This is a genomic window from Aliiroseovarius sp. PTFE2010 (assembly GCF_049943335.1).
Classification (GTDB): Bacteria; Pseudomonadota; Alphaproteobacteria; order Rhodobacterales; family Rhodobacteraceae; genus JBNFVY01.
In genome coordinates this window covers 231,217-243,694 of the sequence record NZ_JBNFVY010000001.1, presented here as the reverse complement: position 1 = coordinate 243,694, position 12,478 = coordinate 231,217, and the positions used below count along the sequence as shown (strand labels likewise).

Annotated in this window: 12 protein-coding genes; 6 read left to right on the top strand and 6 right to left on the bottom strand. The window is 59.9% G+C overall.

The window, feature by feature from the left end; genetic code table 11:
• Positions 1-40 precede the first annotated feature (40 nt).
• Both ACP2AV_RS01245 and ACP2AV_RS01240 read left to right on the top strand, forming a co-directional pair.
• The gene (locus ACP2AV_RS01245; RefSeq protein WP_426370828.1) at positions 41-1,474 is read left to right on the top strand and encodes a hypothetical protein; all 1,434 of its coding nucleotides are present in this window, start codon (positions 41-43) and stop codon (positions 1,472-1,474) included.
• A gap of 107 nt (positions 1,475-1,581) precedes the next feature.
• Positions 1,582-2,217: a L,D-transpeptidase family protein gene (locus ACP2AV_RS01240; RefSeq protein ID WP_426370827.1), complete on the top strand. Its 636-nt coding sequence runs from the start codon at positions 1,582-1,584 to the stop codon at positions 2,215-2,217.
• Between the two features lie 18 nt (positions 2,218-2,235).
• Here ACP2AV_RS01240 and ACP2AV_RS01235 read toward each other — a convergent pair whose 3' ends face one another.
• From ACP2AV_RS01235 to acsA, 4 genes are read right to left on the bottom strand one after another with little or no spacing between them, the layout of a single operon-like run.
• Positions 2,236-2,481, bottom strand: coding sequence for an acyl carrier protein (locus ACP2AV_RS01235; RefSeq protein ID WP_426370826.1), 246 nt, complete (start codon positions 2,479-2,481; stop codon positions 2,236-2,238).
• Positions 2,478-3,746 (bottom strand): dihydrolipoamide acetyltransferase family protein, encoded by a 1,269-nt coding sequence (locus ACP2AV_RS01230; protein ID WP_426370825.1) that lies wholly within the window; start codon positions 3,744-3,746, stop codon positions 2,478-2,480. Before ACP2AV_RS01230 ends, ACP2AV_RS01235 begins: the two co-directional genes overlap by 4 nt.
• Positions 3,743-5,752 (bottom strand): pyruvate dehydrogenase (acetyl-transferring) E1 component subunit alpha, encoded by a 2,010-nt coding sequence (gene pdhA / locus ACP2AV_RS01225; RefSeq protein ID WP_426370824.1) that lies wholly within the window; start codon positions 5,750-5,752, stop codon positions 3,743-3,745. The genes ACP2AV_RS01230 and pdhA overlap by 4 nt, the downstream gene beginning before the upstream one ends.
• A complete protein-coding gene (gene acsA / locus ACP2AV_RS01220) occupies positions 5,749-7,494 on the bottom strand; it encodes an acetate--CoA ligase (protein WP_426370823.1) in 1,746 nt (581 codons plus the stop codon). The genes pdhA and acsA overlap by 4 nt, the downstream gene beginning before the upstream one ends.
• Before the next feature lie 749 nt (positions 7,495-8,243).
• Here acsA and ACP2AV_RS01215 point away from each other — a divergent pair.
• The 4 genes from ACP2AV_RS01215 to ACP2AV_RS01200 are packed head-to-tail and all read left to right on the top strand — an operon-like array spanning position 8,244 to position 11,265.
• Positions 8,244-9,227 (top strand): thiamine pyrophosphate-dependent dehydrogenase E1 component subunit alpha, encoded by a 984-nt coding sequence (locus ACP2AV_RS01215; RefSeq protein ID WP_426370822.1) that lies wholly within the window; start codon positions 8,244-8,246, stop codon positions 9,225-9,227.
• A gap of 43 nt (positions 9,228-9,270) precedes the next feature.
• Complete coding sequence (locus tag ACP2AV_RS01210) at positions 9,271-10,287, top strand: alpha-ketoacid dehydrogenase subunit beta (protein WP_426370821.1); 1,017 nt, start codon at positions 9,271-9,273, stop codon at positions 10,285-10,287.
• 28 nt (positions 10,288-10,315) lie between these two features.
• On the top strand, positions 10,316-10,552 hold the full coding sequence (locus ACP2AV_RS01205; protein ID WP_426370820.1) for a biotin/lipoyl-containing protein: 237 nt from the start codon (positions 10,316-10,318) through the stop codon (positions 10,550-10,552).
• Positions 10,549-11,265 (top strand): lipoyl protein ligase domain-containing protein, encoded by a 717-nt coding sequence (locus tag ACP2AV_RS01200; RefSeq protein ID WP_426370819.1) that lies wholly within the window; start codon positions 10,549-10,551, stop codon positions 11,263-11,265. The genes ACP2AV_RS01205 and ACP2AV_RS01200 overlap by 4 nt, the downstream gene beginning before the upstream one ends.
• A gap of 199 nt (positions 11,266-11,464) precedes the next feature.
• On the opposite strand, the gene ACP2AV_RS01195 is transcribed toward ACP2AV_RS01200, so the two are convergent.
• Both ACP2AV_RS01195 and ACP2AV_RS01190 read right to left on the bottom strand, forming a co-directional pair.
• Positions 11,465-12,139, bottom strand: a complete 675-nt coding sequence (locus tag ACP2AV_RS01195) for a phosphoribosyltransferase (protein WP_426371339.1) — start codon at positions 12,137-12,139, stop codon at positions 11,465-11,467.
• Positions 12,136-12,333: a hypothetical protein gene (locus ACP2AV_RS01190; protein ID WP_426371364.1), complete on the bottom strand. Its 198-nt coding sequence runs from the start codon at positions 12,331-12,333 to the stop codon at positions 12,136-12,138. The genes ACP2AV_RS01195 and ACP2AV_RS01190 overlap by 4 nt, the downstream gene beginning before the upstream one ends.
• Between the last annotated feature and the right edge of the window lie 145 nt (positions 12,334-12,478).

Here is a 12,478-nt window from a genome sequence, read left to right as displayed (position 1 = left end):
TGCGCGATTTACTGAACCACGCAGTTACTTTGGACCCCTCATGCCGAAAACTTCAGTTGGCTCTCGATCAGATGTCGAAGCACAGCAATGCGCGACACGTTTGGCTGCGGCCCTTACCGCGGACGAGCCGGCGTTGTTGTCTTCGCTGGATTTTGGGCCGCATGTGACGCAGGGCGACGGCGGCGGCGCCCGCATCATTATCGGGGATCAATCCGAAATCCCGCTTCTGGACAATCCCGCGCGTCCCGTCCTTGATCATCGCATGGCGCTTCTTGCCGATAGGGGCGATATGGTGGTTTTGCATACGCCCGATGCCGGTTTCCAGAGCTATGTCGCCGATGTTCTGGGGCGCAGAGGGATCAAATGGTTGGCCGCAGGTGGTCACCCGACAGATGCGGTTGCGAAAATCTGCCGGACCGAGGCCCAGCTTTTTGATCCCCTACGGCGGTTTGTCGCGGATGCGGGCGGTGCCACAATCCAGTCTTATCTGACAACGGGCAACACCTGGCGGCTTGCGCAGGCGCTTGGCACGGCAACGGGCCAGATCGTGCATGTCGCCGGACCGGCCCCCAGGATTGCGCGGCGGGCCAACGACAAGCTTTGGTTTTCCGATCTTGCGCGCCGTGTTCTTGGTCACGACGCGGTACCGCCAACGATGTACGCCTATGGACCTGCGGCAGCGGCGGGCCTTGTTCGACAGCTTGCCCGCGATAATGCGCAGGTGATCATCAAGGTGCCCGACAGCGCGGGTTCGAACGGGAACATCCGTCTTGAAAGCGCCGACATTGGCGATGCGTCGCTGCACCTTTTGTGCCGATTTTTGCGCCGGCACCTGAACATTGTCGGATGGCAGGGCCGGTATCCCCTGCTGGTTGGTATCTGGGAAAGCGATGTGGTTTGCAGCCCTTCCGTCCAGATGTGGCTGCCCAAGGTTGGGGAAGGACTACCGCGTATTGAGGGGGTTTTCGAACAGCGGGTGTGTGGCATCGGGGCTGCATTTGTTGGCGCCGAACGCTCGACACTGCCGGGCGCGGTTCAGGCCCGGCTTGGGTCTGAAGCCCTTGCGATTGCCGCGGTCCTGCAAAGGCTCGGTTACTTCGGGCAATGCTCTTTCGACGCCGTCTTGGTGCAGAAAAACGACAAATCGCTCATCCCACACTGGATCGAATGCAACGGGCGATGGGGTGGTGTTTCCATCCCGATGACCGTCGCAGCTGACCTTCTGGAGGGCGCGCTGCCGGACGGTCTTGTCATCGTGCAGACCCCCATGGGGCGGGACGGTTTCACCACGTCCCATTTGCGCAATTGCCTGGAACCGCTTCTTTTTCGCCCTGGGCAAAGTACTGAGGGGATCGTCATCCTCGCACCACCTCTGGGCGGCGACGACCCAAGTCTGACTCTGATGGCCCTGGCGCAAGATCAGATCGGAGCAACCCGTTTGATGGACGTGGCGCTGGCCAGGTTGAGGATCTGATTTGGATGAACGGTCGTCATCCGAATCCGCAACCAATAACGTTCTCTGGTATCGTCACCACGGCGTCGCGTTTTGCACGATTTCTGACCCTGATGATCAGCCTCGCCATGTCATTGGTGCCACAGGCCAAGGCGCAAGATAGCAATTTCCAGCAGCAACTGGACCGGCACGGCGTTGAATATCGCATCCCGCCTACTGGAAAAGCCATCCTCGTCAATATCCCGGCGTTCGAGCTGATCGCCTTTGACAATGGCAAGCCCGTATTGCGCAGCAGAATCATCGTCGGCGCACCCTGGACCCCGACCCCGATCATGGAAACCGAAACGACCAAAGTGCGGTTTCGTCCGACCTGGCGGCCCACGCCATCAATGGTGCGAAGTGGCGATTACGCAGACCGGCTTTGGCCGCCCGGTGAAAACAACCCGCTTGGTCTGGCGGCCATACGGCTTGAAGAGGGGCTGCTGGACTATCTTCACGACACCAACCGCCGCGACCTGTTCGAGCGGCCTGATCGCGCGCTTTCACATGGGTGCATCCGGGTTGAAAAATGGGACGTTCTGATCGCCTGGTTGCTGGATATGCCGCTTGCCCAGGTGCATCGTCTGGCCAATGGCAATCGAACCATTGATATTGAAACGCCGCCGGTCCCTGTGACATTGGCGTATCTTCGCAGATTCATTGATTCAGATGGGCGGGTGCAATGCCATGCGGACATCTACGCTCGCCAGCCGGGGGCCTGTTGATCTGCCCGACAGCAATTCTCAGGAAGTCTTGTCCTTGAGGTACCTGGCCAAGGCGTCAAAGCTGTCCATCTGCGGATAATCGGCCTCGGGCATAGGCAGGTCGAACCGCTCTCCCAAAGCGGTAACAAGGCGCAGAAAATCCATCGAGTCGATATCGAATTCTTCCCGGAGGTCGCCACTTCGGTCAATTTCGTCCAACGAGATATCAGGCGCGATAGTGTGCAGTTCCCCGGCAACGGCGGCTTCGGCTTCTTCTAGGGTCATAGTGTTTCCGGCTCCTGTAAATTGCTGTCAACCGAGCGCAAAAAGAGCGCACCGCGATGTCCGTCGCTGACGCGGTGATCAGCGGCCAGCGTCAGTGTCGTTGCAAGCTGCGCTACGACCCCGCCGTCCTTCACCATCGGTGCGGGACGCGGCGCGCCGATCCCGACGGTGGCCACCTGGGGCGGATATATCACGCCGATCACCTCGTCGACGCCACGCTCGCCCAGAGATGTCAGCGTGATGGTCGCGTCGGTCAATTCCCGCGCCTTGAAACGCCCGGCACGAACACGCGCAACCAGATCGCTCAGGTCGCTCATCACCTCGGCGGCGGTTTTTGTTTCGATGGCGAAAAGGGCCGGGGCGACAAGTCCGCCAGAACGGATATGAATGGCGACGCCCAGATTGACGCCGCTGGATGGATGAAACTGTTCGTCGGTGTAGTGACCATTGAATTCAGGGTATTTCTTCAAAGCCAACGCAATCGCTCGTGCGAAGAGCGCGCTAGGCAGCATCCGTTCTTTCGGGGGCCGTGTCGCGTTCAGATCAGTCAGAAAGGCGTCGACCGCCCCAAGATCGACGCGGTGGCTCAGGTAGTAATGCGGGATCTCTTGCTTCGACCGTGACATTGCCGCTGCGATGGCTGCGCGCATGCCATCGGTCGCGGTCGGTTTGCGCTGTTTCTGTTGCGTCGTGTCCACCTCGCTCAGGGCCTCGATATCGCGACGGGTCAGCACCTGATCGGTCGCGACTGAAAGCGTCCCAAGGTCGATCCCTCGCGATGCCGCCAGCCGCCGGGCGGCTGGCGTGATCCTTGGGCGGGTTGCAGTCATCGCCCTTTCGGGTGGGCGGTCCGGCGGCAACTGATCGACGGGTGGTTGAATTTCAGGCGGAATCGGTTGGATTTCGGGGGGTGGATCCGGGGGCTGCTGGGGTTCAGGCTGGGGCAGGATTTCTGGTGGAACTGATGGGGCAGGCGGTTGTGGTTCCGGCGGGACTTCAGGTGGGTTCGTTGGGGGTTCGGGTTCGGCGCCTATCTGCCGCAACTGGGCAAGGGGCGTGCCGACTGGCACTTTGGTTCCCAGTTCGACCAGCCATTGGTCAAGAATGCCGTCCTCAAAAACCTCCACTTCGATCACCCCTTTCTGGGTTTCCACCGCCGCAATGACGTCGCCGCGGTGAAACGCCTCGCCGGGCGCGATTGTCTGTTCGACAAGTGTTCCAGCTGTCATGTCGCTCCCAAGCGATGGCATTAGAAACTGGCTCATGGCGATGCCTCCATCAGGCGCAGAACAGCGTCAATGATCTTGTCAGTCTGCGGGATCGCCGCCTGTTCCAGATGCTTTGGATAGGGGATCGGAACTTCTTCGCTGCAAACGCGCGCAAGCGGGGCGTCGAGTTCAAAGAATGCCTCTTCAGCCAGGCGCATGCCGATCTCGGCGGCAAGGCTGCCGCTGCGCCAACCTTCATCCACGATCAACGCGCGGCGGGTCTTGCGGACCGACGCAAGTATCGTGGCCATATCAAGGGGGCGCAGCGAACGCAGGTCGATGACGTCGGTACTGATATGATGTTCGTCACACAGCCTTTGCGCGGCATAAAGCGTTTTCGGCAGCGACCCGCCATAGGTGATCAGCGTTGCCTCATCGCCGACGTGGCGCACTGCAGCGCGGTCGATGTTGACGGCGCTCGGCTTTTCCGGAAGCGGGCCTTCGGAATTATAGAGCATGACGTTCTCGAAAATCAGTACCGGGTCGGGATCGTCCAGGGCGGTTTGCAGCATGCCGTATGCATCTTCGATGGTGGCCGGTGCCAGAACCTTCAGGCCCGGAATATGCGCATACCAACCCTCAAGGCTGTGCGAATGCTGGGCGGCCAATTGCTTGCCCGCACCTGTCGCCATGCGGATCACAAGCGGCACTCCGAACTGGTTGTTCGACATATGGCGCATGGTGGCGGCGGTATTCAGGATCTGGTCCAGCGCCAGCAGCGAAAAATTGACCGTCATGATCTCGACAATCGGGCGCATCCCGGCCATCGCCGCGCCGATACCTGCGCCGGTAAACCCGGCCTCCGACAACGGCGTGTCGCGGATGCGGTCCGGTCCGAAACGATCAAGTAGGCCCATGCTGACCGCATAGCAGCCGCCATAGTGCCCGACGTCTTCACCCATCAGGAACACGCGGTCGTCCCGATCCATTGCATCTGTCAGCGCCTCTCGCATGGCGTCACGGTAGGTCGCGACCCGCAAAGACCCCGGCTCGGATGGTGTGTCGGGTGGCGTGGGACTGTCGGGCGACAGAACGAAATTCGTCAGCGTTTCAATGGATTCGTCAGTGGCGGCTTCGGCAAAGGCCACGGCTTCTTTGATCTCGGCGTCCACCTCGGCTTCGATTTCGGCGACTTCGCCGGAATGCAGCAGCGCGTTTTCTTCCAGCCATCCTTGAAAGCGCACAATGGGCCCCTTGGCGCGCCATTCCTTCACTTCTTCTTTGCTGCGGTAAAGCTGGGCGTCAAACATCGAATGCGCGCGAAAGCGATATGTCTTGCATTCCAGAAACTGCGGCTTGCCCGTTTCGCTGATCGACTTCAGCGCGCGTCGTGCAGCGACTTCGACAGCGACGACATCCATGCCATCGACAGTTTCGGCGCCCATGCCATAGGCGGCCGCGCGGGTGGTCAGGCCCGTTTCCGCCTCGGTCAACGCAAGCGCCGATCCCATGGCATAGCCGTTGTTTTCACAGACAAAGAGGACGGGCAGTTTCCAGAGGGCGGCCAGGTTCATAGCCTCGTGAAATTCGCCCTCGGCAACGGCCCCTTCGCCGAAAAAGCACACCGTCACCGCATGGGTCCCGGTCATGCGATCGGCCAGTGCCAGGCCCGTGGCCATTGGCAATCCGCCCCCCACGATGGCATTGCCACCATAGAAATTATGCGCGCGGCTGAACAGGTGCATCGACCCGCCGCGCCCGCCAGAGCAGCCTTCGCGCTTGCCAAACATTTCAGCCAGGACAGATCCCATGGGAACGCCGCGCACCAGCGCGTGACCGTGTTCGCGGTAGGTCGCGACGACCCGGTCCTGCTCACCCAAAAGCGGGATGATCCCCGCCGCGATCGCTTCCTGCCCATCGTAAAGATGCAGGAAGCCGCGGATTTTCTCGCGGGTGTAATATTCGGCGCAGGTATCCTCAAAGCGGCGAATGCGGATCATTTTCTTTAGAAGGTCGCGCACATGGGCATGGTTCAAACGGGGTTTAAGATCGGTGGTGGTCATCGTTCATCGCTTTCCAAGGTTGAGATGTCACCTTCCGGCAAGCCCAGTTCGCGTGCCTTCAAGAGGCGGCGCATGATCTTGCCACTGCGGGTTTTTGGCAGGTTCTGACGAAAGACGATTTCCTTTGGGGCAACGGCCGGGCCGAGCCGTTTGCGCGCGTGTCCGGTAAGCTCCAGAAGCAGGCTTTCAGAGGCTTCAAAGCCGGGTTTCAACGCGACGAAGGCCTTGACGATTTCGCCTGCCGTCTCGTCCGGCACGCCGATGACACCGGCTTCGGCGACCGCTTCGTGCTCCAACAAGGCGCTTTCAACCTCGAAAGGTCCGATAAGATGACCCGCGCTTTTGATCAGGTCATCGCCACGACCGACAAACCAGAAATACCCATCCGCGTCGCGCATCGCCAGATCGCCGCTAAGATACCAGCCATCGCGAAAGCACTTTTCATAGCGGGCCTGCTCATGAAGATAGCCGCGCATCATCGAAGGCCAGCCCGGGCGCAATGCCAATTCGCCAATCGCCATCGGCGCGGTCAGTTCCCGCAAGGTGCCGTCTTCAACCTCGACAATGCCCGCCTCGATACCCGGCAGCGGTTTCCCCATCGAACCGGGGCGCACATCCATCGCGGCGTAATTCGCAATCATGATGCCGCCGGTTTCTGTTTGCCACCAGTTGTCGTGGAACGGCATGCCGAAGGTGTTGTTCGACCAAATGACCGCCTCGGGGTTCAGCGGCTCCCCCACGCTTGCCATGAAGCGAAGGGCGGACAGATCATGTGGTTTTGCAGCATTGGCCCCGGCCTTCATCAACATGCGAATGGCGGTTGGCGCGGTGTACCAAACGGTGACGGCTTCGCGCGCTAGGGTTGCATACCAGCGGTCCACGTCAAATTCCGCCTCGTCGATGATCATCGTGACCCGGTTGGTCAGGGGCGCGATGATGCCGTAGGATGTGCCGGTGACCCAGCCGGGATCGGCGGTGCACCAATAGGTATCGCCGGGCCTGAGATCGAGCGCCAGCCGCCCGGTGGCGTGATGCGCCACGACCGCCTGATGAACGTGGACAACCCCCTTGGGCTTCCCGGTTGTTCCGGAGGTAAAGTGCAATAGCGCCGTTTCTTCGGGCTGCATCCGCTCTGTGGTGAAGGTGTCATCAGCGGCGTTCATGGCCGCGTTCACATCAATCGTTGCGTCCTCGTCGCCATCAATCAGGAACACGGTGCGCAGGTCTGGCAAGTTGCCTCTGATGCCCTTGAGTTTGCGCCGATAGAGCCGTGACGAGGTTATGATCGCATTTGCTTGACCGATGCTCATACGTGATTGGATCGGCTCTGGCCCAAAAGCCGAAAACAGGGGGCAAAACACGCATCCGGCTTTCAGCGTGCCAAGGGCCGCGATGTAAAGATCGGGTACACGACCAAGCAGAGAATAGACCCGATCCCCCTTTCCAAGCCCTTGATTGCGCAGCACGTTTGCAAAGCGATTGGTCAGAACCTGAAGTTCAGCATAGGTGATGTCACGCCTGTCGCCGGACTTTGCGATCCAGCGAATGGCCACCTGCGCACCGTGACCGGCCGCCACATGCCGGTCCACCGCTTCATGCGCGATATTGAGGCTGCCATCACCGAACCCGTCGATGTCGCCTTGGGCATCGGTCCATGAGAACGTAGCGCGGGTTGTGGTATAATCCGACATATTGGCCCGCGCGCGCATGTCATCTGACTTCACAATCGGTTCTGATTTCATGCTGTCAGCTTTCATGTTGCATTCGATGTCAAAGGCTAAAGGGTCGGTTCACCAAGGACGTGACAAAAATCAATCCAGAAGCATCCGGCTTATCCGCCACCATGTTCTGTCGCGGTTTTCATTATCTGGGATGGTGCGGCGTCGGGTGAACATTCTGCCGAAATGCTCTGCCGATCTTTTGTTGCAGTTTCGGTCCGAACCTGTCCGTGCAAGAGGATCCCCGCGACATCTGAAACATCTCTGGTTCATGCAGAGTCACACTTTATCAGGGTATCAAGCTGGCCCTTGCGCCAGGCTGGAGCAACGTTGAAATCTTTACGCTCTCGCATTCCGCACCGTGTAGGCCCAACGATGATCAACCCCCACCGCGGCGCTGTCAGGGCGCGCAATCAGAAATGTTAAATCGGAAGTAAACTCACCCGGAGTTCAAGGTGAGCGTCGCGTTGGATGAGCAACCCACAACCTCTAACCCCCGGACATAATGAATACACCAAGTCACGTCTTTTGCGCCTGCCGGGGCTATTGGCCGAGGATCAAAACAACCACCCCGCCCCCCGTAGGGTCATGAAAAAAACTCTCGGGCAACGGATCGGCAGGTACAAAAAGTAGCCGAAACTACGCCAGAAACTGTCCAACACATACGGAGTAGCATAGGCCCGTTGATCTGCGTCAATGCGGAGAGTGAGAAGCGGCCTAGGGATAATTGGCTCGTGTGCCCCTACGCGAATCGAACAAGAGGCAAGACTCACATGCAACCGACGAAAGAACAGTTACTGTGGATGTACGAAAACATGGTGGTCAGCCGTCGCTTTGAAGAGGCGATCGAGAAGGCTTATCTCGAAGGCAAGACACCTGCGTTCAACATGGCGAATGGTCCGATCCCTGGCGAAATGCACCTGTCAAATGGGCAAGAGCCGGTCGCGGTGGGCGTTTGTGCGCATCTGGACGCCAATGATATCGTAACCGCAACCCACCGCCCCCACCATCAGGCGATCGCCAAGGGCGTGGATCTGAAAAAGATGGCCGCCGAGATTTTTGGCAAATCGACAGGCCTCTCTGGCGGGCGGGGCGGACACATGCACCTGATCGACCCGGCAGTGAACTTTTCATGCTCGGGCATCATCGGTGAAAGTTGCGGCCCTGCTTGCGGCGCGGCCCTTTCCCGCAAGATGCAGAACAAACCGGGAGTCGCGGTTGCATTCCTGGGCGAAGGTGCCGCGAACCAGGGGGCTTTTCACGAAGCGCTCAACCTTGCCGGGGCCTGGGACCTTCCGGTCGTTTTCGTGATCGAGGACAATTCCTGGGGGATTTCGGTTCCCAAGTCAGAGGCCACCGCGGTGGCCCGCAATGACGTGCGCGCAGCGGGCTATGACATGCCGGGGCATTACATTCCCGGCAACGACCCTTATGCGATCTTCGACATCGCAGGTGAGGCCATTGCGCGGGCGCGGGACGGCAAGGGGCCAACGCTGATCGAGGTGGAAACCTATCGGCTGGCCGGGCACTTCATGGGGGATGCCGAACAGTATCGCCCCGAGGGCGAGAAGGATGCATTGTTCGCCAAGGACCCGATCCCAAAGATGCGCGAACGCCTGCTTGCCGATGGCCACGCAGCCAAAGATCTCGACGAGTTGGAGACGCGCGCCGAAGCCCGCGTGAGCGAGGCGATCACCTTTGCCCGCGACAGCGCCTATGCGCCGGACACCGATGCACTGACCGCCGTTTTTGTCTGAGTTTCAGACCACCACCGACCTGTGGCATGAAAGGATTTGACCCATGCTTGACCAACCGACCAACGAACGCCGCCTGACCATTGCGCGCGCGATGGCCGAGGCGATGCAGCAGGAGATGCAGCGCGACCCGAGCGTTTTTGTGATGGGCGAGGATATCGCCGGTTTCGGCGGTATCTTCGGCAATACCCGCGGCCTGTTTGAGGAATTCGGCAAGGAGCGGGTGCGCGATACGCCGATCTCCGAAACCGGGTTCATCAGTGCGGCTGTCGGTGCCGCCATGGACGGGATGCGGCCTGTCGTGGAACTGATGTTCGTCGATTTCTTCGGCGTCTGCTTTGACGCGATCTATAATCAGATGGCCAAGAACACCTATTTCGCGGGCGCAAACGCATCAGTGCCGATGGTTCTGATGACCTCCACAGGCGGCGGCTATTCGGACGCGGGCCAGCATTCACAATGCCTCTACGGCACCTTCGCCCATTTGCCGGGGATGAAGGTTGTGTCACCCTCGAACGCCTATGACGCCAAAGGCCTGATGACCGCCGCGATCCGCGACGATAATCCGGTGGTCTACATGTTCCACAAGGGGTTGCAGGGCATGGGCTGGCTGGGCACCGAAGCCGGTGCAACCGTGAACACGCCCGAAGAGGAATACACCGTCGAGATCGGCAAGGCCAAGGTGGTGCGCAAGGGCACCGATGTAACGCTGGTTGGCCTTGCCATGGGGGTTCATAACGCGCTGAAAGCCGCCGACAAACTGGCCGAAGATGGTATCAGCGCCGAGGTTGTTGATCTGGTTTCCCTGGTCCCGCTGGATCGCGAGACGGTCATCAATTCGGTCGCCAAAACTGGCCGTTTGATCGTGGTTGATGAGGATTACCACAGCTATGGCGTATCGGGCGAGATCATCGCGAGTGTGACAGAGCATGACATCTCGAAGCTGAAGGCCTCCCCGGCGCGGGTGACCTTTCCGGATGTGCCAATTCCCTATGCGAGGAACATGGAACAGTTCTGCCTGCCCAACCCGGACAAGATCATCGACGCCTACCGCAAGATGTAACTTGTGAGGCATCAAAAGGAGTGAACGCATGGCGACAGAAGTGAAGGTGCCACAGGATCTTTGGCAGGATGACGGCATGGAAGCCGTTATCACCAACTGGCTGGCAAGTGACGGCGCGACCGTGCGCAAAGGCGCGCTTATCGCAGAAATCATGGTTGAGAAATCGCAGTTCGAGATCACCGCACCCGCCGACGGGGCGCTGACGATCACGAAACAGGTTGACGATATCGTGCGCAAAGGAGACGTGATCGGGCAGATCACGTGATCACCACGGCAGCGGCCAGCCCTGTGCTGGACCTGGCACTTTCCGATGCACTGGCATGGGAGGCAGAGCGCCTGACCGACATTGCTGCCGGACGCTGCGCCTCCAGCGCCCTGCTGTGGTCTTGCGAACCTGCGCTGGTTGCGCCTTCACGTCTGGGCAGGCTTCCCGGTTTCGCCCACGCATGTGCGCAGGCCGCCGACGCTGGCTGGCCGGTTCATCTGCGGAGCACCGGCGGCGATCTGGTGCCGCAGGGGCCGGGCATCGTCAACCTTTCGCTGATGTGGTCAGCACCACATGAGACAGCGCCCTCAATCGAAGACGCCTTTCATCGCCTTACCGCGCCGATCCGCAGCGCTCTGTCGGCTGTTGGCGTCACGTCTAACCTCGCATCGGTGCCGGATGCGTTTTGTGACGGCCGGTTCAATGTGGCGGTGGCGGGCCGCAAGTTTGCCGGAACCGCGCAACGATGGCGCCCGACCGGCGGGGGCTATGCGGTCCATGCCCACGCAATGATGCTTATGCGCACACCGGATGATGCCGCCATCCGGGCGCTGAACCGCTTTTATCGCGACTGCGGGATCAACCGGACGATCCGCGCCAGCGCGCATATCGGATTGGCAGATCTGGTTCAGTTGAACGAGAGGAAAGCCAAGCAACACCGTTTCCTCCGCATAATTGCAGATCGGGCGCATTCGTGGTCGCCACCCCGATAAATTTGTCCACGCTCAAGAGATTTGGCCAGAGGATGAGATCATTGGCATCGGGCTCGATGACGGGGATCTTACGATAGGACAGCAACGCTGTGACCAACTCTCGAGTCCAGCGGTTGCAGTTTTCAGTGACAGGGCTTGGCTGGTTCACGACACCGGTTGATCCACATGCAATGTATGGCCCAGATCTGAATTCAGAGCGTTAATCTTGGCCATCCTCATTCTTACGGATCAAGCGATCTGCTTCGTCCAGAAGGTGAATGACCTCTTCATCGGATGTCTGGCTGAAATCGGCATAATGCGCGCCTACCCCAAGCAATAACTCGGGCTTGAGAAGGCAGACGATCTCGTCGACTTCCCCACGTAACGCCTCAAGCGTATCTGGCGCCGCGACGGGTACCGCCAGCACCAGTTTTGCCGGCTTGCGCTTTCGCACGGCCTTAAGAGAAGCACGCATCGTAGCCCCGGTGGCGATGCCGTCATCGACAACGATCACCGTGCGGCCTTCGACTGGAACCGACGCGCGGCCCTTCAGGTAGACTTCCCGACGGCGCTTTATCTCGTCAAGTTGGGTCTGTGCCAGCCGTTCAATTTCGTCATGTGAAAGCCTGGCCTTCGCAGCAATGGCTTCGTTGATGACGATCTGGGGGTTTTCCCCGTTCACCACAGCAGCTGCGGCGAGTTCTGGCTGTCTGGGAACGCCGATTTTGCGCACCATGACCAGATCCATCGGGGCGCGAAGCTCGCGCGCAACCTCGATTCCGACCGGAACGCCACCGCGTGGCAGGGCCAAGATAACCGGATCGGTGTAGCCCCTGTCGGCAAGTTCACAGGCAAGTGCTTTTCCGGCCTCGGCCCGGTTGAGAAATCCGCTCATGATCCCGCTCCTGCATGGGTCGGGTTCGATGCGAACCGATCCCCCACCAGATCTACCACCTGTTTCAGGGACCCTGGTTCCTCGGAAAGAGGCGTCGCGCCCGGAACGCCCTCCCGCTCGTATGGGCAGGCAAGCCGCTTGGCGGCAAACCCGTCCAAATCGATGACCTGGTAGTCGGCACCCGCAACGATCATTAGCGCGGTTGCCCTGACCCTGAACAACGCTTCGCCGGCCACGTCGGGACGATCGCCGCGCGAAACGATGGCCTGAACCGCGCCGGGATCTTTCGCCGCGGCGACCAGCGCAGCAAACCCTCAAGTGCTCTTGGTTCGACAGATA